Annotated in this window: 23 protein-coding genes and 1 pseudogene; 12 read left to right on the top strand and 12 right to left on the bottom strand. The window is 70.5% G+C overall.

The features are described 5' to 3' along the window. Positions 1 to 88: 88 nt before the first annotated feature. The gene (locus DDF67_RS00365) at positions 89 to 3,124 is read left to right on the top strand and encodes a DUF2339 domain-containing protein (RefSeq protein ID WP_109099000.1); all 3,036 of its coding nucleotides are present in this window, start codon (positions 89 to 91) and stop codon (positions 3,122 to 3,124) included. 22 nt (positions 3,125 to 3,146) lie between these two features. Here DDF67_RS00365 and DDF67_RS00370 read toward each other — a convergent pair whose 3' ends face one another. Together DDF67_RS00370 and DDF67_RS00375 are read right to left on the bottom strand one after the other, a co-directional pair. Next, complete coding sequence (locus DDF67_RS00370; RefSeq protein ID WP_109099001.1) at positions 3,147 to 4,595, bottom strand: serine hydrolase domain-containing protein; 1,449 nt, start codon at positions 4,593 to 4,595, stop codon at positions 3,147 to 3,149. 80 nt (positions 4,596 to 4,675) lie between these two features. Beyond that, positions 4,676 to 5,311 carry a hypothetical protein gene (locus tag DDF67_RS00375; RefSeq protein ID WP_146197921.1) on the bottom strand — a complete coding sequence of 212 codons (636 nt, stop codon included), beginning with the start codon at positions 5,309 to 5,311 and terminating at the stop codon, positions 4,676 to 4,678. Positions 5,312 to 5,420: 109 nt separating this feature from the next. On the opposite strand from DDF67_RS00375, the gene DDF67_RS00380 reads away from it, so the two are divergent. Together DDF67_RS00380 and DDF67_RS00385 are read left to right on the top strand one after the other, a co-directional pair. Then, positions 5,421 to 6,059, top strand: coding sequence for a ribonuclease HII (locus DDF67_RS00380; RefSeq protein ID WP_109099003.1), 639 nt, complete (start codon positions 5,421 to 5,423; stop codon positions 6,057 to 6,059). A 115-nt stretch (positions 6,060 to 6,174) separates the two neighbouring features. Continuing rightward, positions 6,175 to 7,515, top strand: a complete 1,341-nt coding sequence (locus tag DDF67_RS00385; RefSeq protein ID WP_109099004.1) for a C1 family peptidase — start codon at positions 6,175 to 6,177, stop codon at positions 7,513 to 7,515. Here the strand turns inward: DDF67_RS00385 and DDF67_RS00390 are convergent. From DDF67_RS00390 to DDF67_RS00405, 4 genes and pseudogenes are all read right to left on the bottom strand, one after another. Then, positions 7,493 to 8,470, bottom strand: a complete 978-nt coding sequence (locus DDF67_RS00390) for a hypothetical protein (protein ID WP_109099005.1) — start codon at positions 8,468 to 8,470, stop codon at positions 7,493 to 7,495. The genes DDF67_RS00385 and DDF67_RS00390 overlap by 23 nt on opposite strands. Before the next feature lie 239 nt (positions 8,471 to 8,709). Further along, positions 8,710 to 8,892 (bottom strand): hypothetical protein, encoded by a 183-nt coding sequence (locus DDF67_RS00395; protein ID WP_233247490.1) that lies wholly within the window; start codon positions 8,890 to 8,892, stop codon positions 8,710 to 8,712. After that, positions 8,889 to 10,069, bottom strand: a pseudogene (locus DDF67_RS00400) (PepSY-associated TM helix domain-containing protein). The gene DDF67_RS00395 and the pseudogene DDF67_RS00400 overlap by 4 nt, the downstream one beginning before the upstream one ends. Continuing rightward, positions 9,979 to 12,144, bottom strand: a complete 2,166-nt coding sequence (locus DDF67_RS00405; RefSeq protein ID WP_109099008.1) for a TonB-dependent receptor — start codon at positions 12,142 to 12,144, stop codon at positions 9,979 to 9,981. The pseudogene DDF67_RS00400 and the gene DDF67_RS00405 overlap by 91 nt, the downstream one beginning before the upstream one ends. Before the next feature lie 207 nt (positions 12,145 to 12,351). Here DDF67_RS00405 and DDF67_RS00410 point away from each other — a divergent pair, with 207 nt between their 5' ends. Next, positions 12,352 to 13,401: a hypothetical protein gene (locus DDF67_RS00410; protein ID WP_109099009.1), complete on the top strand. Its 1,050-nt coding sequence runs from the start codon at positions 12,352 to 12,354 to the stop codon at positions 13,399 to 13,401. A gap of 19 nt (positions 13,402 to 13,420) precedes the next feature. Here DDF67_RS00410 and DDF67_RS00415 read toward each other — a convergent pair whose 3' ends face one another. Together DDF67_RS00415 and DDF67_RS00420 are read right to left on the bottom strand one after the other, a co-directional pair. Beyond that, the gene (locus tag DDF67_RS00415) at positions 13,421 to 14,251 is read right to left on the bottom strand and encodes a C40 family peptidase (protein ID WP_199229102.1); all 831 of its coding nucleotides are present in this window, start codon (positions 14,249 to 14,251) and stop codon (positions 13,421 to 13,423) included. Next, complete coding sequence (locus DDF67_RS00420; protein ID WP_109099010.1) at positions 14,251 to 15,669, bottom strand: leucyl aminopeptidase family protein; 1,419 nt, start codon at positions 15,667 to 15,669, stop codon at positions 14,251 to 14,253. The genes DDF67_RS00415 and DDF67_RS00420 overlap by 1 nt, the downstream gene beginning before the upstream one ends. A gap of 86 nt (positions 15,670 to 15,755) precedes the next feature. On the opposite strand from DDF67_RS00420, the gene DDF67_RS00425 reads away from it, so the two are divergent. Next, positions 15,756 to 16,592: a tetratricopeptide repeat protein gene (locus DDF67_RS00425; RefSeq protein ID WP_109099011.1), complete on the top strand. Its 837-nt coding sequence runs from the start codon at positions 15,756 to 15,758 to the stop codon at positions 16,590 to 16,592. On the opposite strand, the gene DDF67_RS00430 is transcribed toward DDF67_RS00425, so the two are convergent. Both DDF67_RS00430 and DDF67_RS00435 read right to left on the bottom strand, forming a co-directional pair. Continuing rightward, a complete protein-coding gene (locus DDF67_RS00430) occupies positions 16,589 to 17,644 on the bottom strand; it encodes a DUF2855 family protein (RefSeq protein ID WP_109099012.1) in 1,056 nt (351 codons plus the stop codon). The genes DDF67_RS00425 and DDF67_RS00430 overlap by 4 nt on opposite strands. Positions 17,645 to 17,737: 93 nt before the next feature. Then, the gene (locus DDF67_RS00435; protein WP_109099013.1) at positions 17,738 to 18,319 is read right to left on the bottom strand and encodes an NUDIX domain-containing protein; all 582 of its coding nucleotides are present in this window, start codon (positions 18,317 to 18,319) and stop codon (positions 17,738 to 17,740) included. 79 nt (positions 18,320 to 18,398) lie between these two features. On the opposite strand from DDF67_RS00435, the gene DDF67_RS00440 reads away from it, so the two are divergent. Continuing rightward, on the top strand, positions 18,399 to 19,157 hold the full coding sequence (locus tag DDF67_RS00440) for a DeoR/GlpR family DNA-binding transcription regulator (protein WP_109099014.1): 759 nt from the start codon (positions 18,399 to 18,401) through the stop codon (positions 19,155 to 19,157). On the opposite strand, the gene DDF67_RS00445 is transcribed toward DDF67_RS00440, so the two are convergent. Beyond that, on the bottom strand, positions 19,154 to 20,773 hold the full coding sequence (locus DDF67_RS00445) for a sensor histidine kinase (RefSeq protein WP_109099015.1): 1,620 nt from the start codon (positions 20,771 to 20,773) through the stop codon (positions 19,154 to 19,156). The two genes, DDF67_RS00440 and DDF67_RS00445, sit on opposite strands and share 4 nt — an antisense overlap. 200 nt (positions 20,774 to 20,973) lie before the next feature. Here DDF67_RS00445 and DDF67_RS00450 point away from each other — a divergent pair, with 200 nt between their 5' ends. Further along, on the top strand, positions 20,974 to 21,720 hold the full coding sequence (locus DDF67_RS00450; RefSeq protein ID WP_199229103.1) for a hypothetical protein: 747 nt from the start codon (positions 20,974 to 20,976) through the stop codon (positions 21,718 to 21,720). 4 nt (positions 21,721 to 21,724) lie between these two features. Here DDF67_RS00450 and DDF67_RS00455 read toward each other — a convergent pair whose 3' ends face one another. Next, on the bottom strand, positions 21,725 to 22,396 hold the full coding sequence (locus tag DDF67_RS00455) for a hypothetical protein (RefSeq protein ID WP_109099016.1): 672 nt from the start codon (positions 22,394 to 22,396) through the stop codon (positions 21,725 to 21,727). Between the two features lie 142 nt (positions 22,397 to 22,538). Between DDF67_RS00455 and DDF67_RS00460 the strand changes: the two genes are divergently transcribed. From DDF67_RS00460 to yihA, 5 genes are all read left to right on the top strand, one after another. Then, a complete protein-coding gene (locus tag DDF67_RS00460; RefSeq protein ID WP_109099017.1) occupies positions 22,539 to 23,270 on the top strand; it encodes a CPBP family glutamic-type intramembrane protease in 732 nt (243 codons plus the stop codon). Positions 23,271 to 23,404: 134 nt separating this feature from the next. Then, the gene (rpmH, locus tag DDF67_RS00465) at positions 23,405 to 23,539 is read left to right on the top strand and encodes a 50S ribosomal protein L34 (RefSeq protein WP_012284717.1); all 135 of its coding nucleotides are present in this window, start codon (positions 23,405 to 23,407) and stop codon (positions 23,537 to 23,539) included. 113 nt (positions 23,540 to 23,652) lie between these two features. Further along, positions 23,653 to 24,120 carry a ribonuclease P protein component gene (gene rnpA / locus DDF67_RS00470; RefSeq protein WP_109099018.1) on the top strand — a complete coding sequence of 156 codons (468 nt, stop codon included), beginning with the start codon at positions 23,653 to 23,655 and terminating at the stop codon, positions 24,118 to 24,120. 6 nt (positions 24,121 to 24,126) lie between these two features. Next, on the top strand, positions 24,127 to 25,974 hold the full coding sequence (yidC, locus tag DDF67_RS00475; protein WP_109099019.1) for a membrane protein insertase YidC: 1,848 nt from the start codon (positions 24,127 to 24,129) through the stop codon (positions 25,972 to 25,974). Next, positions 25,974 to 26,624, top strand: coding sequence for a ribosome biogenesis GTP-binding protein YihA/YsxC (yihA, locus tag DDF67_RS00480; protein ID WP_109099020.1), 651 nt, complete (start codon positions 25,974 to 25,976; stop codon positions 26,622 to 26,624). Before yidC ends, yihA begins: the two co-directional genes overlap by 1 nt. Positions 26,625 to 26,766: the final 142 nt, after the last annotated feature.

Consider the following 26,766-nt stretch of genomic DNA (forward strand, 5'->3'; position numbering starts at 1 on the left):
GAAGCTGATCCTGGGCCGGCCAGGACTGTGCGGCCTCAACCGTTCCGTGCTAGAGGCCCGGTGGTGGCGTTCGGGGGCGTGTCGCGACATGGAATGGGTGTTCATCGTCGGCCTGACGACGTGGATCGCGGTGCAGCACCAGTCGCTCGACATGGTCAAGCGGCAGCTGGGCAAGGCCCTGGCCGACCTGGAGCAGCTGAAGAAGACCCGTGACTGGGGCGCGGCCCCCGAGGCGCGCGAAGGCGTCGCGCCCGCTGCGCCCGCCGCGCCAAGGCAGGTTCCGCCGGCGTCCGAGCCCCCGCCAGCGGCGAAGCCTTCTCCCTGGACGGTCGAGCCGAAGGCGCCCGAGCCGCGTCCTGAGCCGAGCTTCAATCCCAGGCCGATCCCCGCGCCGGCCCCGCGTCCGCCGGTCCAGGCCCGGCCGCTGGTCACCCGCGAGGCGGCCTCGACCTGGCTGGCCGAGAACGGCCTGGCCTGGATCGGCGGCGGCGGCCTGGCGCTGGGCGGCCTGCTGCTGGTGGCCTACGCCGCCCAGAAGGGGATCTTCACCCCGCCATTGCGCATCGCCGCGGCGGTGGTGCTGGGCGCCTTGATGGTGCTGGCCAGCGAGTGGATCCTGCGCCGCAAGGCCGAGACGAGCCGCCACCTGCTGGCCGCGTCCATCGCCGCCGGAGCCGGGGCGGTCACCCTCTATGGCGCGGTCTGCGCCGCCCACGGCCTCTATCACCTGATCCCTTTCTGGCTGGCGGCGGTGCTGGCCGCGTCGGTGTCGCTGGGCCTGCTGGCCCTGTCGCTGCGCCATGGCGAGCCCCTGGCCCTGGTGGCCATGGTCGGGGCCGCCGCCACTCCGATCGTCACCGGCATCTCGTCCTGGTCGCCCATCGTCTTCGAGGCCTACGCCATTCTGATCGGCGCCACCGGCTTCGCGCTGGCGGCCGGCCGCCGCTGGGGCTGGACCAGCCTGGCCGCCGCCGGCGGGGTGCTGCTGCTGAGCGTGCCGCCCCTGGCCGATCACCAGTATGCGGCCGCCGCCGTCCTGGTCGTCCTGGCCGCCGCCGGACCCCTGGTCGCGCTGTGGCGCCGCCGCCGTACGGGTGAGACCCAGGCCCAGGTGCTGCGCCTGCGCCAGGCCGCCATGGCGGCGCTGTTCCTGGCCGACGTGTTCGCCGTGGCGGTGTGGTTCTGGTCGCCGTCCCAGGCCTCGGCCGCGGCCGGCGTGCTGAGCGCGGTGCTGCTGGGCCTGACCGCCCTGGCGATCGCCGCGCGCCAGGTTCCGGCCGGCCTGTTCGCCGCGCCGGCCATCGCTACGGTCCTTGTGGCCATGGCCTGCCTGCTGTTCGGCGGCGACAAGGCGGGGATCGCCGTGCGGCCGCCATGGCTGCACCTGCTGCTGGCGCTGATTCCGCTGACGGCCCTGCCGGCGGCGCTGCGGCTGCACGCGGGCCAGCGCACCCAGCTCCTGATGCTGGCCGGCATCGCCACGGCCGTCGGCGCCAGCCTGGCCTGGCCGCTGCTGGACCACGCGGGCTTCGGCCACAGCTGGACGCCGGCCGCCCTGCTGGGCCTGGGCATGTTCGGCCTGGCCGCGCTGATCGCCCGCCGCAGCGAGACGCCGTCCAGCGATCCTGGCCTGGCGATCTGGCTCGCCGCGGCCGCCGAGATGGTCTTCCTGGCGATCCACGGGGCGGTCCAGCCCCGGTTCGAGCCACCGGCCTTCGCCGCCGCCGCCCTGGTCCTGGCCTTCGCCGCCCGCCGCCTGCCCTGGAGCGGCCTGGCCCAGGCCAGCGTGGTCGGCGGCCTGCTGGCCCTGGTGGTCATGCTGCGCCCGGCCTTCATCGGTCCGGCGCTGGACGGCCGCCTGCCGCTGCCGATGATCGCCGCGGCGTCCGGCGAGGCGGCCCTGCTGGCCTTCGCCGCCGCCTGGCTGCTGAAGGCGGCCGGTCGCCGCAACGAGGCGGAGTCGCAAGGCGCGGCCGCCCTGATGATCCTGCTGCTGGGCCTGTTCATCGGCGTGCACGTCGTCGTCGTCGGCAAGCCCGGCGATGACGGAGCCTTCCTGCTCGACGCTTCGCTGCGCACCCTGATCCTGCTGGCCGCCGGCCTGGTGCTGGTGCTGCGCGCGGGGCCGGGCGACGGCCCCGTGGCTCGCTGGCGCACCCTGGCGGCAGTCGCCGCGGGCCTGGCCCACGGCCTGCTGTTCCAGGGCCTTCTGGCCAATCCCTGGTGGGGCTGGGGAGAGGTCCCGGCCGGGCCGCCGCTCTTCAACACACTGATCCTCTCCTACCTGGCGCCGGCCGTGCTGCTGGCGGTCGCGGCCTGGCGACGGCCGGTCGACGCGGCCGGACGCGGCTGGGTGGTCGGCTCGGCCGTCTTCGGCCTGCTCTGGGCGGTCCTGGCCCTGCGCCACGGGATCCATGGCAAGGCCATGCACGACGCCGGGATCGGCCGCGGCGAGCTCGCCGGCTACGCGGTGCTGGCGCTGGCGGCCGCGCGCGGCTTCTTCGATCCGCGCCTGGCCGCGCGGCCGGCGGCCAGCTGGCTGGCCCGCGCCGCGCCGGTCGTCGGCTGGATCGCCGTCGTCCTGGCGATCCTGACCTTCGGATTCCTGGCCAATCCCTGGTGGGGACCCGAGCAGGCGCGGGTGTCGCCGCTGGCCGCGGCCCTGCTGATGGCCCTGGCCCATGGCGCGGCCGCGGCCCTGCTGCTGGACCTCAGCCGCCAGGGCGGGGGCTTTGGGACGACCGCCCGGGCCAGCGCCGTCGGCGTGCTGTTCGTGCTGGTCAGCCTGGTGGTGCGCTATGGCTTCCACGGCCCGGCCATGGGGGCCTCGACGGACGCGGGCGGGCTGGAGACCTGGACCTTCTCGGCCGTCTGGGCCGCCTTCGGCCTGGCGGTCCTGAGCCTGGGTTCGGCCCGCAAGGACGCGGTGCTGCGCTGGGCCGGCCTGACCGTGCTGCTGCTGACCGCCGGCAAGGTGCTGCTGTTCGACCTGGCGCGGCTGGAGGGCGTGGTCCGCGCGGCCTCGTTCCTGGCGGTCGGCGCCCTGCTGCTGGGCGGGGCGGTGCTGGTGCGCCGCCTCAACGCCCGGACGGCGAAGGTCCCCCCGCCGCCCGACGCCGATTGAGCCGGCCCTGCAGCCTGGCCGGTCAGCTTTCCGGCGCCGCCGCATCCAGGCCCTTCAGCCGATTGACGGCATTGGTGTTGCCCGGATCCAGCGCCAGCGAGCGGCGGTAGTGGACGATCGCGGCGGCCTTGTCGCCGTTGGCGGCGTAGGCCTCGGCCAGGCTGTCCTGGGCGTTGCCGCTTTTGGGGAACAGCTCGGCGGTCAGGGCCAGCACCGCAAGGGCCTTGGCCGCGTCGCCGAAGGCCAGCAGGCGATAGCCCCAGTCGTTCAGCTCGTGCTCGGACGGCTTGAAGGTCGGGTCTTTCCGCTGGCCGGCGATCACCGCGGCGAAGGCGGATTTCGGCTGGTCGGCCAGGGCCGCGCGCAGGGCCGCCACGCCCGTCAGCCTCATGCCGGGGATGAAGGCCTGGGCGATCTCGTCGATGACGTCTTCCGGCGTGCCGCCCGCCAGGTTGCTGAGGATCGCCACGCCCACTTCGTCGCCGGGATAGAGGTAGGCCGCGTTGCGGCTGCCGCCGGTCATGCCCACCACCAGGCGGTCGGGGCGCTCCAGCACCAGCCAGCCCAGCCCCCACTGGCCAAGCTGGCCGTCGCTGTAGGGAACCTGGGTCCACATGGTCTTGCGGGACGCGGCGTCCAGCAGCCGGCCGTCCATCAGGGCGATCATCCAGCGGCCCATGTCGTCGCCGGTGCTGTCGAGGCCGGCGGCGGCGCGGGCCAGGGGCGAGAACACCTCCTTGCGCACGGTCGGCTGGTCGGGGCTCTCCTTGCGGTAGCCGTAGGAGGTGGCGCGCGAGGGGCCGGGGTCGAGGCTGTCGCCGTAGCGCGAGCTCTTCATGCCGGCGATGGCGAACTGCTCGTCGCCCAGGGGCGTGCTGTCTGGCCGGCCGTGCAGCCGGTCGATGGCCATCTGCACCAGGGCGTAGTTGGTCTGGCAGTAGTGGAAGCGCTGGCCCGGCGGAAACAGCACCGGCGCGGCCAGGGCCTCCTTCCAGGCCGTGGCCTCGTCGACCGCGCCGTCCTTCTGGCGCGGCACGAAGTCGGGCAGGCCCGAGGTGTGACTCAGCAGCCGGCGAACCTGGACGCCGCGCCAGGCTTCGGGAAGGTCGCCCACATAGGCGCCGATCGGCTTGTCGAGGTCGAGCCGCCCGGCCTGGACCTCGCGCATGGCCGCCACGCCGGTGAAGGCCTTGGTGATCGAGTTGATCGGGAAGGCGGTCGTCGGTGTCGCCCTGGTCCCGCTGGCGAGGTCGGCCACGCCGTAGCTGCGCGAGAAGACGATCGCGCCGTCCTTGACCACCACGGCCTGCAGGCCCGGCACGTGGCGGTCGGCCATGAAGCGCCGGACGATGGCGTCGGCGCGCGCGGCCGGATCCGGTCGGGTCGCCCAGGCGCGTGCTGAGAAGGCCAGCGTTGATGAGGCGAGCGCCGGACAGGCCAGTCCGGTCGCCAGCAAGGTGCGGCGGTTCATGATCGAAGTACCCCTGGAGCCGTCCCCGCCCCGTTGGCCAGGGGATCAGGCGAGGGCGCGGCGGGCCAGTTAATCTTCGGTCATGAGCCGGCGGGCGTGGGTCCGTAGCGGACGAAGGCGGCCAGCAGGGCGTCGGCCTGTTCGCCCTGGGCGATGGCGTTGAAGTGGATCAGCGCCTGGGCCGCCTGGGCGGTGTCCTTGGCCAGGTCGAGCCTGGCGGCCGCCAGCACCGTCTGCGCGGCCTTCTGGTCGGGGCAGGTCTCGCCGTTCAGCAGCTTCTCGGCCATGGGGCCGTAGACCCGCGCCGCATTGACCCGGAAGCAGGCCCGGGCCGCCGGATCGGCCTGGTTCCAGAGGGTTCGCAAGCCGTCGCTCGTCAGGCCGGCGGGCGCCAGCCGCTGGGCCGAGGCCGCGCGGATCATGGCCGAGGTCGTGGCGAACTGGACGAACAGCCTGGGCGCGCCCTCGCGGCCCACGCAGGCGGCCGCGGCCGCCTGAATCGCCTTGTTGCGACTGGCCAGGGCCTTGGTCGCCGAATTCATGTCGCGCCCGTAGGCCGTCAGCACCTCGGCCCGGTCGGCCTCGGGCAGGGCGTTCCACAGGCAGTCTCCGGGGGAGGGCCTCGCCGAGGGGGCGGTCGCCGTCTGGGCCATGACCGGCTGCGTCCAGCCGGCGGCGGTCGCGACGGCCAGGGCCGCCAGCATCCTGAGCGTCATCCTCAATCCCCCGAGGTCGTCCTTAAGGTCATATCAGTCTAAGCTCCACTTTAAGTCGAGATCGTGACGACCGGTTTCCTTCGCCGGCGAACCCGCCTAGGAAGGCGTCATGCCGAGCGGTCCCGACATGATGCTGGAAGCCGCCTGCGGACCGGGACCGGTCTGCGGGGTGGACGAGGCCGGCCGCGGGCCTTGGGCCGGGCCTGTCAGCGCCGCCGCCGTGATCCTCGATCCGGCCCGCGTGCCCAAGGGCCTCAACGACTCCAAGAAGCTCTCGGCCAAGGCCCGCGCGGCTCTGGAGGACGAGATCAAGGACGTGGCGATCGCCTGGTGCGTCGGGATGGCCAGCGTCGAGGAGATCGCGCAGCTCAACATCCTGCACGCCGCGGGCCTGGCCATGCGGCGCGCGGTCGAGGGCCTGTCGGTGGCGCCGAGCTTCGCGCTGGTCGACGGCAACTACCGCTTCGTCCTGCCGTGCGAGGTCAAGACCGTGGTCAAGGGCGACGCCCTGTCGTGCTCGATCGCGGCGGCCTCGATCCTGGCCAAGGAAGCCCGCGACCGCATCATGGTCGAGATGGACAGCGTCTATCCCGGCTACGGCTTCGCCGGCCACAAGGGCTATCACGCCCCGATCCATCTGGAGGGCCTGCGCAAGCTGGGCCCCTCGCCGATCCACCGCCTGGGCTGGGCCCCGGTGAAGCTGGCCCTCGCGGGCGCACTCGCCGACGGGCTGGCCGACGAGGCCTGAGAGCTTACGTCCGCCAAACCTTCTCCCGCAGGGCCGCACGGCAGCTTGACAGTTGCGATAGCGCAGCCATGATTTCGCCTGGGGATTGAGTTTGGCGTAAGCGAGCGGGGGCTACATGCGCAGATTTATCCGGGGCCTGTGTCTTGCCCTGTTTGCTGCCGGCCTGGCGACAGGCGCGGCGGCCCAGGGCATGGGCCTGGAGTTCCTGGATGCAGGAACCTACAACGGCATACCGATCGCCGAGCTGCCCTATTCGGGCGACGAGCTTCCGGCTTCGGTCGACCTGAGCATGGGCATGCCAACGCCCGACACCCAAGGCAATCAGCAATCCTGCGTGGGTTGGGCCGTGGCCTACGGCTTGAAGACCTATGACGAGCGCCAGAAGCGCGGATGGGTGATCCAGGATCCGACCGGGGCGCCTTACCGGAGTCGCATCTTCAGTCCCGCCTTCATCTACAACCAGATCAACAACGGCAATGATCGCGGGTCGTTCATCACCCACGCGCTCAGCCTCGTGGCGCAGCAGGGTGTGGCCTCGCTGGCCACCGCCCCCTACAGCGACAACGATTATCGCAGCCAGCCAAGCGCGGCGGCGCGCGGCGAGGCGGGGAATTACAAGATCCTCACCTGGCGCCGGGTCAACGCCACCAATCCGGTCGAGGTGAAGTCGCTGCTGGCGGCCGACTTCCCCATCGTGATCGGCGCACTGGTCGATCAGAGCTTCAAGAACCTGCCCGCCGGCCAGGTCTGGACCAGCAGCGGCGGCGGTCCCGGCGGCGGCCATGCGATGGTCGTGGTCGGCTACGACGACTCCCGGCAGGCCTTCAAGGTGATGAATTCCTGGGGGCGATCCTGGGGCGACAACGGCTTCGGCTGGATCGGATACGGTCAGTTCGCCGCTGTGGTGCGCGAGGCCTATCAGGTCGTCGGCGCCAAGCCCCCGTCCGTGACCCCGACGACGACCACGACGCCAACGACGCCCACGCCGACCGTCTTCACCCCGACGCCGCCGACCGTGCCTGCGCAGGGAGCCTCGATCCAGGTCACCAACGTCACGCACAACATGGCCCTGGGCCCCGGCGTGGCGGGCATGGTGATCAACGGGTTGGTCAGCGTGCCGTCCGGCGTGAAAGGTCAGATGCAGATCGTGATCACCTTCGCGAACGGGGTGAATCAGCCGGTGCCGGCCGTGATGCCCGGCTTCGCCACTCCCCTTGGTCAGGCGGCCACCGGCACGCAAGCGGTGACCCTGTACGGCCAGGGCATCTACGGCGCGCCATGGCAGGCGGTCATTCCCTATTGCGCGCTGGGCGTGCCCAAGGGCGTGATGTGCCTTCCGCAGCCGCCGATGTTCCCCAATCCCATCAGGTCGGACCTCGTGGCGCACACCACCCTGTTCATCGACAAGTTCGGCGCAGCGTCCGGAAACTCGTTCAACTTCTTTGTCTCGATGTAGGGAGGGCCTTGTCCTGGTCCTCGGCCTCCCAGGCCGCCAGGGCGCCCAGCGGGCGCAGGCGGGCGAACAGGCGCTTGAGGTTGGCGTGGTTGGCCTGGGCCATGGCGGTCAGGCGGGGCAGGGCGGCCGGCGGCGCCATCGCCACCCAGCCGTCGTCGCGCTGCAGGCAGAAGCCTTCCGTCTCCAGGCCGTTGAGGTGGCGGCGCACGGTCTCGGGCGGCACGCGCAGCGAGCGGGCCAGGGCCGCCGTGCGGGCGGCGCGGCCGACGCGGGCGGGATCGTCGGCCCATTCGGGCAGGGCCTGGACCGGCAGGTCCGCGATATTGGCCAGCACCAGCTCCAGCAGCACCCGGCTGGCGACCAGGGCGCCGGTCAGCAGGATCAGGTCGTTGCAGGCCCGCAGCACATATTCGGACAGCGCCCAGTTCACCGCCCGCAGCGGCGGCTCGCTGTCGGGCGCGGCCGGCGGGGCGGGATCTTCCCCGAGCGTTCCGATGGCCTTCAGCTCGCGATGGAAGCGGCGGGCGCGCTCATAGCGGCCCAGCATCTGGTCGCGATAGGCCGGGGTGGTCACCGCGGCGTTGGGCACCACCACGCCCTGCGGGCCGACCACGCACAGCCCGGCCCGGGCCAGCCGGGCCACGCGCCGGCGCACGGTCTCGAACGGCAGGGCCAGCGACTGGGCCACGGCGTTGACGCTGACCGGGCGGCGCAGGTCGTCGGGCGTGGATTCGGCTGCGGCGCCGTAGGCCGCCATCAGGGCCGGGTCGCGGGTCACGGGCGCCATGTTGGCGTCGAGGGCGGCGGTCAGGATCCAGGCGTCCAGCAGGTCGTGGTCGCCACGGGTGATCTCGATGGTGTCGCGCAGATAGGCCAGGCTGGCGCGGATCTCTTCGCCGAGACGACGCGCCTGCGATGGGGCGATGGGGCGGGATGTCGCCGTCGGGTCAAGCATCGGGGAAGCAGAGCAAGCGCCCGGAGCTGGCGCAAGGCCGACCCTCGCTCAGAATGGGTAGCGAGACGAGTATTTTTTGCCCGACGGCCCCGCTTACAGTCCGCGCCGTCCGATTGCGGGCGCTCTCGGGAGAGGGCGCGCCGCGACCGTTCGTGATCCAGCTGGGGGGCTGGAGGCCGGCGGGGGAGCGGGGGGCGTGCGGGGGCGCGCTTTCCGCTCCTGGGGCCTCGGATGCGGACCTAGCGCCGCCGCGCGGCCAGCGCCCAGACGGTCACCACGACCGAGACGCCCAGCGCCGCCGCCCCGATCCAGTCCCAGGCGCCGTCGTCGAGCAGGGCGGCCACCAGGCCGAACAGGCTGAGCGCCGCCACCACGACCGGGATGCGGAACACCTGCCAGAGCGTCAGATGCGGACGGCTCATTTCGCGGCCCCCCGCTTGACGAGCCATAGATAGACGCCCGAGCCCAGGATCACGATGGTGGCCAGGTCGAGCAGCGCCCACAGGATCTTCAGCGGCAGGCCGCCGTAGTCGCCGAAGTGCAGCGGCTGCGACAGCGACAGGGTCTTCACGTACCAGGGCGTGGGGGCCACGGCCGCCAGCTCGCCGGTCCGGGCGTCGATCAGGGCCGGCGTCGTCAGGTGCGCCGTCAGCGGCGTGTCGCCGTGGAAGAACACCGCGTAGTGGTGGTCGGTCGAGTAGCTGCTGCCGGGGAAGGCCACGAACTGCAGCTGCTTGCCCGGCAGGGCCAGCCTGGCGCGCTCGACCGCGGCGGCCAGCGAGCTGCGCTCGTCGCTGGGCGCGGGCTTGTCATAGGCCTGCGTCAGCGCCTTCAGCGCCGTGTTCTTCCAGTAGCCGATGATCGGCGTGGCCAGGGTGTTGACCACCCCGGTGACGCCCACGACCAGCACCCAGGCCAGGGTCACCGCGCCCAGCAGGTTGTGGTAGTCGAGCCAGCGCGTGCGGGCGGCCTTGCGGGCCCGCACCGTGCCGAACGGCAGCTTGCGCATGAAGGGGGCGTAGAGGACGACGCCCGAGACCAGCGCGGCCACGAGCAGCAGGCCCATGGCCCCCAGGAACAGCATCCCCGCCAGGCCCAGGAACATGTCGGTGTGCAGCTGGAGCAGGAACTCCATCACCGGATGGCCGGCCACGGACGGGGCGGGGTCGCCGCTGGTCTGGTCGATCGGCTGGAAACTGTAGCCAGCCTTGCCCGGCTGGACGGTGGTGACGTTCACCACCGGCCGCTCCACGTCGAAGCTCATGAAGGCCGCCACCTCGCCCGGCTTGCGGGAGAGCGCCGTCTCCAGCACCTGGTCGAGACTGAGCCTGGGGCCGTCCGGGTGGGCCGGCGTCCAGGGCTGGTGCATCACCGCCTCCTCGATCTCGTGGGTGAACACGAGCGGCAGGCCGGTGACGCACAGCATCAGCAGGAACAGGGTCGAGACCAGGCTCGACCACTTGTGGACCCACGACCAGGCGCGGAGCGTCGACGGCTTCATCGGTTCCCTAGAAGTCCGTGGTGACCGACAGGCGCACGGTGCGCGGCGCGCCCAGCGTCAGGTAGTTGGCGCCCGGATAGCCGCCGACCGCCACCCACTGGTTCTTGTCGGCCAGGTTCTCGACGCGGGCCCGCAGGGTGACCGGACGACCGCCGGCCTCGAAGTCGTAGCGCGCGCCGATGTCCAGCCGGGTCCACGAGCCCAGCTCCACCGTATTGGCCTCGTTGGCGGCCTGCGAGCCGGTGTAGACCAGGCGACCATCGAGCGTCAGGCCATCGAGCGCGGGGATGTCGTACTCGACGTTCAGGTTGGCCTGGAACTCCGGCACGCCAATCGCCGACTTGCCTTCGAGAGCGGCGGTCTGGGCGCGGTTGATCTTGGTGTCCATCCAGGTGGCGCCGCCGATCAGGCGCAGGCCGGGGGTGAGCTCACCATAGGCCGTCAGCTCGACGCCCTTGTTCTCCTGCTCGCCGTCGGCGCTGTAGATGCGGGTGGCGGCGTTGAAATACTCGCTGGGCTTGGTGGTACGGAACACGCTCAGGGCGCCGCCGAACGCGCCGCTGTCGTACTTCACGCCCGCCTCGGCCTGTTCGGCGCGGAACGGCGAGAGGATCTCGTTGCCGTTGGCCACGGTGACGCCGTTGACCACGGTGGGCGCGATCTTTCCGGGAACCAGGGCCTCGGCGTAGTTGGCGTAGAGCGAGATCCTGTCGTCGGGCTTGTAGACCACGGCCACTGCCGGGGTGGTGGCGTCGCTGTCATAGGCCGCGCCGCCGACGCCGGTGTTGTAGTCGTAGGTGCGGGTCCAGATCTCCTGGTAGCGCACGCCGACCGTGACCAGCAGCGTCTCGTCCAGCAACGACAGGGTGTCGGCGATCGCCACGCTGCGGTTCTTGGCCCGCTCGGTGACGTTCGGGTCCGACAGCGAGCCGCCGATGAAGAAGTCGGCCGCCGGCTTAGCGACCTGCACCGGCGTATAGAGGTTGCTGGCGAAGCCGGCGAAGCTGGAGAACGCGTAGGCGTTGCGCGACTTCAGGTCGACCTGGGCGATCGAAGCGACCACGCTGTGGCCCACCGATCCGGTGGCGAACTTGGCGCGCAAGCCCACGTCCGCCGACAGGATGGTGTCCTCGCGGACGTTGTCGAAGCGATAGGCGCTGATCGTACCGTCCGCCTGGGCGGTCGGGTTGGCCAGGACGTTGTCTTCCTTGCCCTTGCGACCGCCGACGGCGGCCCAGGCGCTCACCGTGTCGGTCAGGTCGAACTCGCCGCGCGCCGCGCCGAACAGCTGGCGTTCGTCGGTGTAGGTCCAGTCCTGGGCGAAGTTCTTGTCGGCCGACGGGGCCTTGGGGATGGCGCTGGCCGGGGTGACGGTCGGGCGCGGGGCGTCGATGTGGTGGTCCTGCCAGCCCAGGTCGGCCGAGAAGCGGGCGCGCTCGCCGCGGCGATCCAGGCCCAGGCCGATCACCTTCAGGTCGCGCTTCTCGCCGTCGACGGCCGTCTCGCCCCCGTGCAGGCCAAGATTCAGGCGCGCGCCATAGGCGTCGTCCTGGCCAAAGCGACGGGCGACGTCGGCCTTGGCGTAGAGCTGCTCGCCGCCGTCCCACCCGGCGGTGAAGCGGGTCAGGGGCGCTGAGCCCGCCCGCTTGGGAACCAGGTTGAAGGCGCCGCCGATACCGCTGCCGCCCGGGGCCGCGCCATTGAGGAACGAGTTGGCGCCGCGGAACACGTCCACGCGCTCGACCAGCTCGGCGGCTACGAACTGCCGGGGCAGCACGCCGTAGAGGCCGTTATAGGTCATGTCGTCGGAGTACACGGGGAAGCCGCGCACGACGTACAGCTCCTGGAAGTTGCCGAAGCCCTTGCTGACGCGAACCGTCGGGTCGTTCTGCAGCACGTCGCCGATGCCCAGCGCCTGCTGGTTGCGGATCAGCTCCTCGGTGTAGCTGGTCACCGAGAAGGGGGCGTCCATGGTGTCCAGCGCGCCCAGCAGGCCCACGCGAGCGCCCTTGGCGACCTGGCCGCCGGCATAGGCGGGCGGCAGGCGCACCTGCGAGCCGGTGACGATCACCTCCTCGACCGCGGTCGGGGCGGCTTCCTGGGCCAGGACGGGGCTCGCCGCCAGGGGCGCGAGCAGGGCGGTGGTCAGCAGCAGGGACAGGCGGGGCGACACAGGATTTCTCCGACAGGTGAGAATGCGTCGCGATAAAGGGAAAGCGCCAAGGTTACAACAACATGACGCTCGATGCGCGAACGATCCGGTAACCCGTTGCCGGAGCTCGCGTTTCGATTGCGCGCCTACCCATTCTGGGGGCGAAGGACTCGTACATCTTCAGGCTGCATGTTGATCTTCGCCGCCTTAGATTGAACGGAGGGGGCGATGCCCACGGAGATCAAGTTTCCCACCAAGCCTTTCTACATCATGTCCAAGATCAACCGCTCGAACTGGAGCCTGACGATCAACGCGGCGGGGGGCGTGGCCCTGACGCCGCTGGAGGGCAAGATCGAGCAGCTGTGGACGGCCGCGCCCGACCCGCGCGGCGGCGCCGTGCTGCACCACGTGGCCACCGGCCTGGTGCTGAGCTGCCAGCTGCAGAAGATATTCGGCCAGATCGAGTTCCCCTCCGGTCCGCTGAAGGCCGTGCAGTTCGACGCCAGCGACGCCCGCCAGCTGTGGCGCGCCGAGGACCTGGGCGACGGGTGGTCGGGGATCAACACGCTGCTGAACTGGGAGGCCAAGATCAATGTCTACGGCTCGAACGTCCGGGGCGTGATCGGCGTCTATGGCTGGGACGGCGGGGCCGACAACGAGGAGTGGAAGCTGGTCCCCGAGGCCGGTGAGATCACCGTCGACTCGGTGGAGTACTTCCTGGAAAGGGCCGTCGCGGACCTGCACCTGCCGCCGAGCCACTGCGCGATCACCTCGGTCGACAACACCAAGGGCGGGGCGCCGGTGACCAGCACCTATTCCCTGGCCCGCACCGTCACGACCCAGCGCTCGATCAGCAACTCGACCTCCGAGACCACGGGCCGCAAGTACACCCAGACCTTCGGCGTGAAGGGCGGGGTCGACAAGGTGTTCGAGGTCAGCGCCTCGGCCTCGTTCGAGGAGAGCGAAAGCCAGACGATCTCGTTCACCGACCAGACGGTGCACACCGAGACCGTCACCGACACCATCTCGACCCAGGTGCAGGTGCCGATCGGCAAGAAGTACGCCTACCACGTGGTCGTCTATTACGGGAGAGCCGCCGTGCCCTACCGCGCCAACCTGACCTTCACGTCGTCGGCGCCCGGCGGGGCGGTGGTGAAGTTCGTGGTCGACGGGATTTTCACCGGGGTCAACCAGGTCAACAGCGAGATCGTCGTGCGCGACATCACCGCGCCGCAGAACGGCGAGGCGCCGCTGGTCAAGACCCTGGAACTGGCCTGAGGCCGCGAAGGCGGCGTCCTTACGGGCGCCGCCAACCGGTCGGCTGGCCCACGCCGGCCGCGTCGATGCGGGTGATCGCCTCGGCCAGCGGCTCGACCGCCACGGCCATGTGGTGGGCGTTGGCGTGGACGATGGTGTCGCGGTCGAGCAGGACGGCCACGTGGCCCTTCCAGAACACCAGGTCGCCGCGCCGGCGCTCGGCCTCCTCGATCGGCTGGAAGAAGGAGAACTGCATGTCGGTGTCGCGAGGAACCGCCTTGCCGACGGCTCCCAGGGCCTGCTGCACCAGGCCCGAGCAGTCCAGGCCCAGGCTTTCGCGCCCGCCCCACTGGTAGGGCGCGCCCAGGAAGCCGAGGGCGACCTCGGCCGGGTCGATGGCGCTGGCCAGGCCGATCGGGGCCAGGTGGGCCTCGACGAACCAGCCCGCGCCCGCGCCCTTGGCGAAGCGGCCCTCGCGGGCCTCGACCGTCACCAGCGCGCCCAGCGAATAGAGCCCCTGTGGACGCGACTTGATGTTGGGCTCGCTGAACGCATAGGTCCGCAAGCTCGCCACCTGGTGGGTCGCCGGCTCGCCCAGCGGGCCGAGGTCGGCCTGGGCCACCCAGCCCACATAGCCGTCGCGGGCCGCCTGGCCCCAGGCGAAGCCGTCCTTCACGTCGAGCACGGCGAAGCGCTCGCCGAACAGCAGCTGGTTCCACTGCTCGGCGTCGGCCGCCGGGGCCTTGCGCAGGGCGGCCGTCGGGGCGGTGACCTGCAAGGCCTTGGGGGCGTCGTAGCGTTCGGCGGCGACGATCCCCTCCAGCGCGATGTCGGCCAGGTCGGGACGGGCCAGGGTCAGGCGCGGATCCATCAGGCGAACCGGCTCTTCAGCATCGCATAGAGGCCGCGGATGGCCTGGGCCTCGCCGCCGCTCGGACGGCCGGGAGCGCCCTTGGGGTTCCAGGCGAAGATGTCGAGATGGACCCACGCGCCGGTGGTGGGGGCGAAGCGCTGCAGGAACAGGGCGGCGGTCACCGAGCCGGCCTGGGCCCAGGCGTCGGGGTCGTTCTTCAAGTCGGCGATGTCGCTTTCCAGCGCCTCGCGGTAGCCGTCCCACAGCGGCATGCGCCAGACGGGGTCGGAGGCCTTGCGGGCCCCCGCCTCGATCTGCCCGGCCAGGGCGTCGTCGGGGGTATAGAAGGGGATCACCTGCGGGCCCAGGGCGATGCGGGCCGCGCCGGTCAGGGTGGCCAGGTCGATGGTCAGGGCCGGCGACAGCTCGGCGGCGCGGGTCAGGGCGTCGGCCAGGATCAGGCGGCCTTCGGCGTCGGTGTTGCCGACCTCGATGGTCAGGCCCGCGCGGCTGTCAAGCACGTCGCCCGGACGCATGGCGTCGCCGGCGATGGCGTTCTCGACCACCGGGACCAGAACCACCAGCCGCACCGGCAGCTTCGCCGCCATCACCATGCGGGCAAGCGCCAGGGCGTGGGCGGCGCCGCCCATGTCCTTCTTCATCAGCCGCATGCCGGCCGAGGGCTTGATATCCAGGCCGCCGGTGTCGAACACCACGCCCTTGCCGACGATGGCGACGACGGGGTTCTTCTCGTCGCCCCACTGGATCTCCAGCATGCGCGGCGCGCGCTCGGGCACGGCGGCGCGGCCCACGGCGTGGACGGCCGGATAGTTCTGCTCCAGCAGCGCGTCGCCGACGATGGCGGAGAAGGTCGCGCCGAACTGCTCGGCGATCTCACGGGCGATGGTCTCGATCTGGCGCGGGCCCATGGCGTTGGCCGGGCTGTTGACCATGTCGCGGGCGAGAGCGCAGGCGTGGGCGACCGCCTGGATCTCGGCGACATCGACGCCGTCCGGCGCGACAAGGCGTCGCGCCCCGTCCGCGCCCCGGGCCTTGAAGCGGTCGAAGCGATAGGTCCCCAGGGCGAAGGCGAGAGCGATCTGGGCCGCGTCCAGGCCCTCGGGGACGGCGTGCAGGCGATAGTCGCCGGCCGGCAGCTTGGCCGGCAGGGCGCGGAAGGCCATGGCGTCGGCCTTGCCGCCCTTAACCCGTTGTCCCAGGCCGAAAAGCACGCGGTCGAGGGCGCCTTCGGGGGTGGGCACGGCCACCGTCTGGCCGGCCTTGGCCGAGAAGTCCGACAGCTGGGCGAAGCCGCGCACGAAGCTGGGCCGCGCGTCGAGGAAGGCCGCCAGTTCGTCCACATGCAGGGCGTGCACCGGGATCACGGGACCGTCGGCCGGGCCGCGCGAGGACGAAGTGATCAGGGGTTCGGTCATGGGCCGGGGCCTTCGCGAATTTATGCTTAACGATTCCTTGAGGCGGCCGCGCGATGCTCGGCCGACCTTCCGGAGACATGCCTTCCATGTGTCGCAAGCCTGCCCTGCTCGCAACCGTCCTGACGTCCATTCTTCTGGTGAGCGTTCCGGCCCTGGCCGCGGGCAAGGGCGACAAGGCCGCGAAATCCGCCGCCAGCGCCCCGACGGCCGCTCAGCCCGCTGCGCCGCGCAAGGCCAGTCCCGCCGAGCGCGCCGAGGCTCGCCGCCTGGACCCGCTGGCCCGCGCCGCCTTCTGGAGCAACCAGTTCGACGCCGACCCGCGCGACGCCGAGGCGGGCGCGGCCCTGTCGCAGGCCCTGCGCTCGCTCGGCCGCTATGAAGACGCCGCCGCCGCCGCCAGCCGGGTGCTGGTCTCGCATCCGGGCGACGTCGAGGCCCTGCTGGAATCGGCGCGGGTGCAACTGGCGCAGGGCGAGGGCTTCTTCGCCATCGAGCCGGCCAAGGCCGCCGCCGCCGCCGCGCCGCGCGACTGGCGTCCGCAATCCCTGCTGGGCGTGGCCCTGGAGCAGTCCAAACGCGACGACGAGGCCCTGGCCGCCCACCGCCAGGCCGTGGCCCTGGCCCCGAACGAGGCCGCTCCGGCCGCCAACCTCGCCATGTACCTGGCCGGCCACGGCGACCTGGCCGGCGCCGAGGCCCTGCTGCGCAAGGCGGCGGTCATGCCGTCCTCGACGATCCAGGTCCGCCAGAACCTGGCCCTCGTGGTCGGCCTGCAGGGCCGCGTCGACGAGGCCGAGCGCATGGCCCGCCAGGACCTGCCGCCGCAGATGGTCGACAATAACCTGGCCTGGCTGCGCGCCGCCCTTGGCCAGGCCCAGGGCTCGGCCACCCGCACCTGGGACGCGGTCAAGGCCGGCGGCTAGGGCGCCAGGCTCACCCCGACATCGGGCCGGGTCTCGCCGTTGACCTGGGCCAGCCAGGCCGCCTGGATCGCCTCGAAGCCTTGCGAGCGCTGGACGTGCAGCCAGCGCGGGGCGTCGGCGACGAAGCCGGCCCAGGCCTGGCCATAGCGCTCGTCAAACCCGCCCGGACCCCAGTCCTGTCGCCGCTTGGCGATGCGGTCGGGGGCGAAGAAGAACACCGGCCCGGGACCCGGCAGGGCGCCCTGGGCGCCGCCGGCCTCCCAGTGGGCGCCGCCCACCAGCATCGAATAGGCCAGTTCCTCGCCGAAGGTCGCGTGCAGCCCCGCCAGCACGCCCGCGTCGCCGGCGAAGTCGACCGAGACCGCCGGCCGGGCGATCGCCGCCTCGGCCAGGTCGTCATAGGTCAGCACCTGGTCGTGATAGCCCAGGGCCTCGACGAAGCTGCGACCGCGCGGCGAGGTCAGTCCGACCACTCGCACTGCGCCGCGCCTCTTCAAGAGGTGGGCGAGGCCGATCGCCGTCTTGGACGAGGCGCTGGTCAGCACCACCGATTTTCCGCCGAAGCCGCCGTGCTCGTCGAGGAAGTCCTCGATCAGGAACGAGGTGATGAACAGCGGCTGCAGCAGGGCGCGGTAGTCGTCCTGGCCGGGATCGTCTTCCACGGCCAGATAGTGGTTGTAGGCGGCCGCCAGTCCCTGGCGATGGGGCGAGGCGTCTGAGAGGCCCGTCCGGCCGGGCCGCGCCTTGATCGTCAGGTGCGTCGACATCGGCAGGTAGCCGTAGAACCGCCGCCCGACCGCGACCTCCGGATGGGCCGAGGCCTCGACCCGCGCATGGCCCCACACCGGCGCCCGCCCCCATCCCTCGGGGGCGGGAAAGAAGTCCCAGTAGCGCATGGTCTCGCCGAAAGCGGCGTAGGTGACGTTGTTGGCCGTCAGGGCAAAGCTTTCGACCGCCAGCCGGACCTCGCCTTCCTCGAGCGGGGACGGCTCGATCTCCTGGAGCCGCGTGCTGCGCAGGTCGGACTTGGCGACCAGAAAATCCCAGGCCATGGCCGTCTCCCTCGTCGATCGACGTCGCGGAGTAGGCGGCGGGCAGGGATAGAAGTCAAACGATTGTTTGAATTTCTATCGCCCCAACCTCGTTCACCTAAACAGATGCAGCGCGGCGTACTGCAGCAGCATGATCGTCTTGGCGTCGCGGATGGCGCCGGAGCCGATCATCGCCAGGGCGTCCTCGATCGTCACCTCCTCGACGGCGATGTCCTCGCCTTCGTCGGCCTCGCCGCCGCCGGCCGAGACCCGGTCGCCCGGCGCATATTCGCCGACGAAGAAATGCAGGCGCTCGGTTACCGAGCCCGGGCTCATGAAGGCGTCGAAGATCTTGCGCACGGCCTTCACGCGAAAGCCGGTCTCCTCCTCGACCTCGGCGCGGATGCGGGTCTCGGGCTCGGCGTCGTCGAGCAGGCCGGCCGGGACTTCCAGCAGCAGGTCGTCGTGGCCGTTGACGAAGGCCGGATAGCGGAACTGGCTGACCAGCACGATCGTGCGCCGCTCAAGGTCGTAGAGCAGGATCGCCGCGCCGTTGCCCCGGTCGTAGGTCTCGCGCGTCTGGCGCTGCCAGGTCCCGTCGGCGCGCAGGTACGAGAAGGTGGTCTTCTTCAGCGTGTACCAGTCGTCGGACAGCAGGGTGACGTCCTCCACGCGGACGCGATCGGCGATGGTCATGGCGGGGTCCTTGGATAGGCCTGGATCGGGCGCCTAAATTCGTGCAGTATCGTGCGGAGTCAAGAAGGTTCGTGCATCGATGCTGACATCCGAGCGCAAGGCGCTGATCCTGCGGGTTCTGGGGCGGGAGGGGCGGCTGGTCGCCAAGCCGTTCAGCCAGGACCTGGGCGTCTCGGAGGACACGATCCGGCGCGACCTGCGGGAGCTGGCGGCCGAGGGCCTGCTGCAGCGGGTGCATGGCGGCGCCCTGCCGGCCTCGCCGGCGGTGGCCCCGTTCGGCGTGCGCGAGGGGCGCGCCGGCGCCGAAAAGCGCCTGCTGGCGCGGGCGGCGGCGGGGCTGATCCGGCCGGGGCAGATCATCTTCCTCGACGGCGGCACCACCAACGTGCAGCTGGCGCGCAGCCTGCCGGCCGACCTGCGGGCGAGCGTGATCACCCACAGCCCCAGCATCGCCGTCGAACTGGCCGGTCACCCGACGGTCGAGGTCGAGCTGGTCGGCGGGCGGCTCTTCAAGCACTCGATCGTCGCGGTGGGGGCGGCCGCCGCCGAGGCGATCGCTCGGGTGCGGGCCGACCTCTTCTTCATGGGCGCGACCGGCCTGCATCCGGAGACCGGCGTGACGACGGGCGATCCCGAGGAGGCGGCGATCAAGCGGCTGATCGCCCGCCAGTCGGCCGAGACCGTGGTCCTGGCCACCCGCGACAAGCTGGGCGCGGCCTCGCCCTACGGAGTCGCGCCTCTGGCGCAGGTCGGCGCGGTGGTCGTCGCGCGCGGCCTGCCCGAAGAGCTCCTGGCGCCGTTGCGGACGGCGGGGGTGAGGGTGGTCGAGGCCGACTAGGCCTGCCGCCTGGCCGCCGGCGCCTGCGCCGCCAGCCCCACCGGCGCCTCGACGACGAAGCGGCTGCCCAGGCCCGGCGTGCTGTCGAGCGTGATCACCCCGCCCATGGTGTCGACGATCTGGCGGGTGATGCTGAGGCCAAGGCCGGTGCCGCCCACGTGGCGCGAGGCGTCGCCCACCTGCTCGAACGGCCGGAACACCGCGTCCAGCTGGTCGGGTGCGATGCCGATGCCGGTGTCCTCCACCGTGAAGCGCAGGCGCGCGGTCTGGCCGGCCCGGTCTTCCTGGCGATCGACCCGCAGGGCCACGTGGCCGGCGTCGGTGAACTTGATGGCGTTGCCCAGCAGGTTGATCAGCACCTGCCGCAGGCGCTTGGGATCGGCGACGATGGTGGTCGGAACCTCCGGCGCCAGGACGACGGCGAAGGCCAGGTCCTTCTCTTCGGCGCGCAGGCGGAACATCTGGTCCAGCTCGGCCAGGCACGCGGCCAGGTCGAAGGCGGTCGGCTGCAGATCCAGCTTGCCGGCCTCGATCTTGGCCAGGTCGAGAATGTCGGTGATCACCGCCAGCAGGTGCTCGCCGCTGGATCGGATGGCGTCGACGGCGGTACGCTGCCTGGGATCCAGATCGCCCCGGCTGAGCCAGTAGCTGTAGCCGATCACCGCGTTCAGCGGCGTGCGCAGTTCGTGGCTCATGTGGCTGAGGAACTGCGACTTGGCCGCGTTGGCGGTCTCGGCGGCGATGCGGGCGTCCGACAGGGCGCGGGCCTCGTCGGCCTGCTGGCGCTGGCGGGCCTCGAACTCGCGGCGCATGCCGAACACGCGATGCGTCAGGAAGGCGCCGATCATCACCAGCCAGACGCCCAGGATGATCAGGTACCACTGCTCGTCCGACAGCTGGACGCCCTGGAAGGTCATGGCGTCAAGCGACACCGAAAGCGGACCGGGCGGGGCGTTGCCCACCGCGACGGCGACAGACCGGACGTCCCTGAGATCGACCGTCACGTCGCGACGAGACAGGCCGTGGCTCGACGCCCACCACGCCTCCGGCTCCAGACGGTCGAGCGGCAGGGTGACGGTGTTGGCGCCGGGGACGACGGCGAACTCCAGGGTCAGCGGTACGTCCTGGCCGTCGAGCCTGTCCTTCAGTTCGGCCGGGGGAGCGATCTTGACCAGCAGCTTCAGCCGCTCGGCCTGGCCTCGCCAGTTCAGGCGCAGGGTCAGGGTCTGGAAGCGCGAGAAGTCTCGGCCCCGGGCGTTGGCGTCGACGAGCCCGAATTGCAGCCCGTAACCGCAGTAGGGATAGGTCACGTCGGGACGGATGTCGCACGACCAGGCCAGAGGGCGGTCGGGATCGGGCGTCACGGTGGAGCGCCCACCGCTCTCTGCGTCTGAAAAGGCGTAGCCGGCGAACCCCGTCGACTGCGGGGTCAGGGTCAGGGCCTGGCGGGTGACGGCGCTCTTGCCCAGCACCGCGGCGAAGGTGACCAGCACCAGCAGGAAGATAACGGCCTCGATCTTGAGGTGGCGATAGCGAAGCCAGCCGGCGTCGTTCTCGTTCGACGCGGCCGGCCCTGCGGGCTGGCGGTCGGGAAAACGGAACGGACGCTGGGGCACGAGGCGCTCCTGAAGGGGGCGCGCGGCCCGTCGAAACACGAGAGCGGCGACCCTAGGCGGTCATGTTTGATCGCCGTTTAACGGCGGGCGAAATTTCTTGCCGATTTGTCGCGAAAGCTTCTTTCGCCGCGCCGGGCGGACGTGGTTCAACTCTGCATCGGCCGAGACCGTCGGCCGCAACCGTTGAGTGGAAAGCCAGCATGTTCGCATCTCGCAAGGCCGTCGCCGTCGTCGCCCTGGCCAGCCTCATCGCGGGGGGGACCGTCGCGCCGGCGCTGGCCCAGATCCCCTCGAACCTGCGCGACCTGGTGGGCGCTCGCGCCGCCGGCGGCGAGACCGAGCTGCAGGCCCGCGGCTATGCGCTGGACCACGTCGACGAGGGCGGCTCGGCCAAGTTCGGCTACTGGCGGCGGGGAGACGAGTGCGTGCAGGTCACCACGCGCGACGGCCGCTACCTGACCATCGTCGAGGCCCGCAACATGTGCCGCAAGAAGAGCTCGGGCTCCGACGCCTCGGCGGTGGTGGCGGGCGTGGCCATCGTCGGCCTGGCCGCGGCCCTGGCGGCCCACAAGAAGAGCCATGACGACGCCGGCCGCGACCACGACGCCGAGTACGAGCGCGGCTACCAGGCGGCGCTCTACGGTTCCGACTACGATGATCGCCACGACAGCGAGGGCTATCACGAGGGCTTCCTGGCGGGTCAGTCCGAGCGCGACAACCGCCGCTTCTCCAACTCCCGCTACGTGCGCAGCGCCCCGCGCGCGGCCCAGGACGCCTGCTCGCGCCGCGCCGACGAGTACCAGAGCCGTCCCTACGGCAGCAGCGTGCCGATCAGCGTCCGCGACCTTGGCCGCGGCGACTGGGAGCTTACCATGGCCACCGGCTCGTACCGCTCGCGCTGCACGGTCTCGGCCAGCGGCCAGGTCCGCAAGATGGAACCCTACTGAGGTCTCAGACCAGCGCCAGGGGCAGCAGGGTCAGCAGCATGTAGAACAACGCCCGCGCGATGGCCGCGGCGGCCATCGCCGCGGCGCAGGGAAGGCTGATCTTGAGGTGGCCCGCCAGCCAGCGGGTTTCCGTCAGCAGCAGCCACGCCGTGGAGGCCAGGATGACCGCCAGGCCCAGGCCGACAAAGCCCGGGGTGTTGCGCTGGATGGCCATCAGGCCCAGCGACACGGCAAGCGCCACCGGCGAGGCCAGGTAGCATTGTGCGTAGAACGGCCGCCGCAGGGTTTTGCGCGACACCGCCATTCCCTTCTTGCGCAGCAGGGTCAGGGCCACGACCAGGGGCGTCATGCCAAACAGCAGGCAGCGGAACATCAGCAGGTTTTGCGGGGAGTCGTAGAGCATCTTGGCCAGGGCCGAGGCGTTGGCCGGCTGAGCGACGTGGGTGACCCAGCCGACGGCGTTGGCGATCACCAGGGTTATGATCAGCAGCACGGGCGGGCTTAGCGAGTCGTCGTAGCGTTCGCCCTCCGGCTGGCCTTCCTCGCGGTCGGAATAGGCCATGGTGGCCATCGGCCGGGCCACGATCCGCAGCATGGTGCGCGGATAGAAGTAGAGCCAGGTCATGGCCTCGAAGAGCAGTTCCTCGAAGCTTCTCAGGATCTTCAGAAGGTCCACGCGCGACGCACTCCACTGGTCGCCTTGGTGATAGCAGCCGCTTTCCGACCAATTCCAGCCTTTCCACCACGGCGCGCGCGACGGACGCTATACACGCGGCGCGAAGCCGGGTCCTAATCCCTCGCGACAGCGGAGCTTCGACATGGCCTGGCGGGACTTTCCCTATTATCGCGGCGAGCCGGTCGCCTTGTCGGCCGGCGGCTGGGCCCTGGCCCTGGGCGGCTGCGTGGCCGGGTTCCTGGCCCTGATCTTCGTGCCGCGTGGGCCGCTGGGCGGCCCGCTGGGGCTCGTCGCGCCGCTGCTGTTCGCGGCCCTGCCGCTGATCGGCCTGGCCCTGGCGGCGGGGCGAGGATGGACGGCGATCTTTCCGCGCCCGAGGCTGATCGACATCCTGGTGGGCCTGGCGGCGACCATACTGGCCCTGCTGGTCTCCGGCGGGATCGCCCTGGCCTTCTCGCTTTCCAAGCTCGGACCGTTCGCCGCCAACCCCTTCGCGGGAAGCCTCCCACAGCTGCACACCTGGGAGCGGGTCGTCTTCATCGGCGGGACCGCGCCGCAGTTGCTGGGCGAGGAGCTGGTGACCATCCTGCCGTTCCTGGCCCTGCTGACCCTGCTGCACGGTCGCCTGGGCCTTTCCAAGGGAGCGGCGATCGCGGGCGCATGGATCGTCTCGGCGATCATCTTCGGCCTGCTGCACCTGCCGACCTACGGCTGGAACCTGATGCAGGTGCTGCTGGTCATCGGCGTGTCGCGGCTGGTGCTGACGATTCCCTATCTGCTGACCAAGAGCGTCTGGTCCTCGTTCGCGGCCCACTTGGCCCTGGACTGGTCGATCTTCGCGCTCGTGCTATTGGGAAGCGCGCGGAGCCATTAGCCCAAGCCCTTGGCCTGACTCAGCTTCCGGCGCTTTTGCGCGGTTGACATCGCCGGGCTCGTCGCTTATCCACCGCCCCTCACTCGCGGGGCCGCCAGGTTTCGCGTCCACTCTATTAGTTTCGGAGCCACGTCGTGAAGCGGACATTCCAGCCGTCGAAGCTCGTGCGAGCCCGCCGTCATGGCTACCGCGCCCGCATGGCCACCAAGAACGGTCAAAAGATCGTTGCTCGTCGCCGCGCCAAGGGCCGTAAGCGCCTGACGGCCTAGGAGCGGGTTCTCCCGCTCTTCTTTCCTGCCTCGGCGGGATCGTACGACATGACAAAAGCCGCCCCTTCCCAGAACCAGGCCTTCAGCCTGCGCCGGAAAGGGCGGCTTTTTTCATGACCGAATCCCAGGTTTCCCCGGTCCGGACGGATCCGACGATCGAGCGCCTCAAGGTGCGGTCCGACTTCCTGAAGGCCGCCAAGGCGCCGTCCCTGTCGCGCGGCGCCGTCTTCATGCAGCTGCGCCCGCGGGGCGACGACGACGCCCTGATCCGCGTCGGTTTCACCGCCTCCAAGAAGGTCGGCGGCTCGGTGGAGCGCAATCGCGCCAAAAGACGCCTGCGCGAGGCCGCCAGACTGCTTCTCCCCCTTCATGGACGCCCCGGTTGCGACTATGTGTTCATCGCTCGCGGCGGCACGCGCTCGCGGCCGTGGGGGCGTTTGCTTGACGATGTAAAATCCGCGCTGGTAAGCCTCGCGGCCGAAATCGACCGCGGGGGCAAGCGTACAGCTCCGTCTGCCCCGTCCGCGCCCGTCTCACCCCATTCGCACGCGCTTGCGTCCGATCCCTCCGATCCCGGTTAAGTGTCCATGCAGAACGACAACAAGAACACGCTGGTCTTCATCATCAGCGCGTTCGCGATCCTGATCGGCTACCAGTTCTTCGTCCTGGGTCCGAACCAGAAGAAGCAGGAAGCCGCCGAACGCGCCAAGAAGGCCGCCGAGGCTCAGGCCGCCGCCGCCAACCCGGGCATGGCCATCGGACCGGACGGCCGGCCGCAGCCGATCAAGCTGTCGCGCGACGCGGCCAAGGCCGCCAGCCCGCGCATTCCGATCGACACGCCCACCCTGTCGGGCTCGGTCTCGCTGAAGAGCGGCAGCGTCGACGACCTGCTGCTCAAGCGCTATCGCGAAACCACCAGCAAGGCCTCGCCGCCGGTCGAGCTGCTGCGCCCCGCCGGCGCGGAGAACGCCTTCTTCACGCTGTTCGGCTGGAGCGGCCAGAACCTCGGCGCCATGCCGGGCGAGAACACGGTGTGGACCGCCGCGCCGGGCCAGACCCTGCGTCCGGGCTCGCCCGTCACCCTGACCTATGACAACGGCGCCGGCCTGGTGTTCAACCGCGTGATCGCGGTCGACGCCGACGCCATGTTCACCGTCACCGACAGCGTCCGCAACAACGGCGGCCAGCCGGTCTCGATCATCCCCTACGCCTCGGTGCGTCGCTGGGGCGTCCCGGCCGACCTCGGCAAGAACCACATCGTCCACGAAGGGGCGATCGGCATGCTGGGCGAGAAGGACTACAAGCTCGAGCAGTCCAAGTACCAGAAGTGGAAGAAGGACAAGCCGCAGCAGACCATCGCCTCGGTCGGCGGCTGGACCGGCATCACCGACAAGTACTGGCTGACGGCCCTGATCCCGACCCAGAACGAGCGCATCAACGCCCAGTACAACGTCACGCCCGTGGGCGGCGTGGACGTCTACGAAGCCAACTTCGCCGCCGTCGCCAAGACCGTGAACCCGGGCCAGACCGTCACCGAGACGACCCGCCTGTTCGCCGGCGCCAAGACCGTGCCGCTGCTGCGCAAGTACGAGTACGGCGATGGCCAGGCCCCGGCCTGGTGGCAGTTCTGGGACAAGAAGGCCCAGGCCATCCCGCGCTTCGAATGGGCCGTGGACTGGGGCATGTTCGCCCTGATCACCCGCCCGATCTTCAACGTGCTGGAAATCTTCTACAAGCTGGTCGGCAACTTCGGCATCGCCATCATGCTGCTGACCGTCGCCCTGAAGCTCATCCTCTATCCGCTGGCGGACAAGAGCTACGAGTCGATGGCGAAGATGAAGAAGGTCGCCCCCGAGGTCGAGAAGCTGAAGGCCCGGCACAAGGACGATCCTGCCAAGCAGCAGCAGGAGATGATGGCGCTGTACGCCAAGGAGAAGATCAATCCGTTCATGGGCTGCGTGCCCATGCTGATCCAGATCCCGGTGTTCTACTCGCTGTACAAGGTGCTGACGGTCACCATCGAAATGCGGCACGCGCCGTTCTTCGGCTGGATCCAGGACCTTTCGGCGCCGGATCCGACCACCATCTTCAACCTGTTCGGCCTGATCCCGTGGGATCCGGGTTCGCTGCCCTTCCTGGGCGCGATGATCGCGCACCTGGGCGTGTGGCCGCTGCTGTACGGCTTCACCATGTGGCTGACCACGGCGATGAACCCGCCGGCCGGTGATCCGATGCAGCAGAAGATCTTCCAGCTGTTCCCGATCATCTTCACCTTCACCCTGTCGGGCTTCGCCGTCGGCCTGGTGATCTACTGGTGCTGGTCGAACGTTCTGACCATCATCCAGCAGTACATCATCATGCGCCGCTACAAGGTCGAGAACCCGATCGACAAGATCATCGCTCGCCTGACTGGCAAGACCGCGACGGCGACCTGATGACCGATCCGATCGAGCCCCTCTACACCGACGAGGAGATCGAGGCGGCCCGGGTGCTGTTCGCCCAGCCGGTCTCGTTCATGATGGGGGCCGTCCGCATGGACGGCCTGCCGCCCGCCGACCTGCCGGAAGTGGCCTTCGCCGGCCGCTCCAACGTCGGCAAGTCGAGCCTGATCAACGGCCTCGTCGGCCAGAAGTACCTGGCCCGCGCCTCCAACGAGCCGGGCCGCACGCGCGAGCTGAACTTCTTCCTGCTGGCCGAACAGCTGCGCCTGGTCGACCTGCCGGGCTACGGCTTCGCGCGCGTCTCGCGCTCGACGGCCAGCAAGTTCCAGGACCTGGGCCGCCAGTTCCTGCGCGGCCGGCCGAACCTCAAGCGGGTCTACCTGCTGATCGACTCGCGCCACGGCCTCAAGAAGGTCGACGCCGAGGCGATGGACGCCCTCGACATCTCGGCGGTGTCCTACCAGATCGTCCTGACCAAGGCCGACAAGATCAAGCCGCCCGAGGTCGACAAGGTCGTGGCCGACACGCTCAAGGCCATCGCCAAGCGCCCGGCCGCCTTCCCGCGGGTGATCGCCACCTCGTCGGAGAAGGGCCTGGGCCTGCCCGAGCTGCGCGCCGAGATCCAGCGCACCTGCCTGGGCTGACCCCCTCCGGCCCTCCGGGCCACCTCTCCCGTGTTCAGACCGGAGACATCCGAAACAGGTGTGCCGGGACATCCGTGACACCTTTGGGCCTTCGCTGTGGAGGTCTGGATGCCGTTCACGGGAGTTTCCGCGATGGATCGCA

The sequence above is a fragment of the Caulobacter endophyticus genome, assembly GCF_003116815.1.
Taxonomy (GTDB): Bacteria; Pseudomonadota; Alphaproteobacteria; order Caulobacterales; family Caulobacteraceae; genus Caulobacter; species Caulobacter endophyticus.

What these genes read in the sequence shown, in the direction of transcription:
- DDF67_RS00365 (WP_109099000.1), top strand. Translation starts at nt 89, where the DNA reads ATGGAATGGGTGTTCATCGTCGGCCTGACGACGTGGATCGCGGTGCAG.
- DDF67_RS00370 (WP_109099001.1), bottom strand. Translation starts at nt 4,595, where the DNA reads ATGAACCGCCGCACCTTGCTGGCGACCGGACTGGCCTGTCCGGCGCTC.
- DDF67_RS00375 (WP_146197921.1), bottom strand. Translation starts at nt 5,311, where the DNA reads ATGACGCTCAGGATGCTGGCGGCCCTGGCCGTCGCGACCGCCGCCGGC.
- DDF67_RS00380 (WP_109099003.1), top strand. Translation starts at nt 5,421, where the DNA reads ATGCCGAGCGGTCCCGACATGATGCTGGAAGCCGCCTGCGGACCGGGA.
- DDF67_RS00385 (WP_109099004.1), top strand. Translation starts at nt 6,175, where the DNA reads ATGCGCAGATTTATCCGGGGCCTGTGTCTTGCCCTGTTTGCTGCCGGC.
- DDF67_RS00390 (WP_109099005.1), bottom strand. Translation starts at nt 8,470, where the DNA reads ATGCTTGACCCGACGGCGACATCCCGCCCCATCGCCCCATCGCAGGCG.
- DDF67_RS00395 (WP_233247490.1), bottom strand. Translation starts at nt 8,892, where the DNA reads ATGAGCCGTCCGCATCTGACGCTCTGGCAGGTGTTCCGCATCCCGGTC.
- DDF67_RS00410 (WP_109099009.1), top strand. Translation starts at nt 12,352, where the DNA reads ATGCCCACGGAGATCAAGTTTCCCACCAAGCCTTTCTACATCATGTCC.
- DDF67_RS00415 (WP_199229102.1), bottom strand. Translation starts at nt 14,251, where the DNA reads ATGGATCCGCGCCTGACCCTGGCCCGTCCCGACCTGGCCGACATCGCG.
- DDF67_RS00420 (WP_109099010.1), bottom strand. Translation starts at nt 15,669, where the DNA reads ATGACCGAACCCCTGATCACTTCGTCCTCGCGCGGCCCGGCCGACGGT.
- DDF67_RS00425 (WP_109099011.1), top strand. Translation starts at nt 15,756, where the DNA reads ATGTGTCGCAAGCCTGCCCTGCTCGCAACCGTCCTGACGTCCATTCTT.
- DDF67_RS00430 (WP_109099012.1), bottom strand. Translation starts at nt 17,644, where the DNA reads ATGGCCTGGGATTTTCTGGTCGCCAAGTCCGACCTGCGCAGCACGCGG.
- DDF67_RS00435 (WP_109099013.1), bottom strand. Translation starts at nt 18,319, where the DNA reads ATGACCATCGCCGATCGCGTCCGCGTGGAGGACGTCACCCTGCTGTCC.
- DDF67_RS00440 (WP_109099014.1), top strand. Translation starts at nt 18,399, where the DNA reads ATGCTGACATCCGAGCGCAAGGCGCTGATCCTGCGGGTTCTGGGGCGG.
- DDF67_RS00450 (WP_199229103.1), top strand. Translation starts at nt 20,974, where the DNA reads ATGTTCGCATCTCGCAAGGCCGTCGCCGTCGTCGCCCTGGCCAGCCTC.
- DDF67_RS00460 (WP_109099017.1), top strand. Translation starts at nt 22,539, where the DNA reads ATGGCCTGGCGGGACTTTCCCTATTATCGCGGCGAGCCGGTCGCCTTG.
- rnpA (WP_109099018.1), top strand. Translation starts at nt 23,653, where the DNA reads ATGACCGAATCCCAGGTTTCCCCGGTCCGGACGGATCCGACGATCGAG.
- yidC (WP_109099019.1), top strand. Translation starts at nt 24,127, where the DNA reads ATGCAGAACGACAACAAGAACACGCTGGTCTTCATCATCAGCGCGTTC.
- yihA (WP_109099020.1), top strand. Translation starts at nt 25,974, where the DNA reads ATGACCGATCCGATCGAGCCCCTCTACACCGACGAGGAGATCGAGGCG.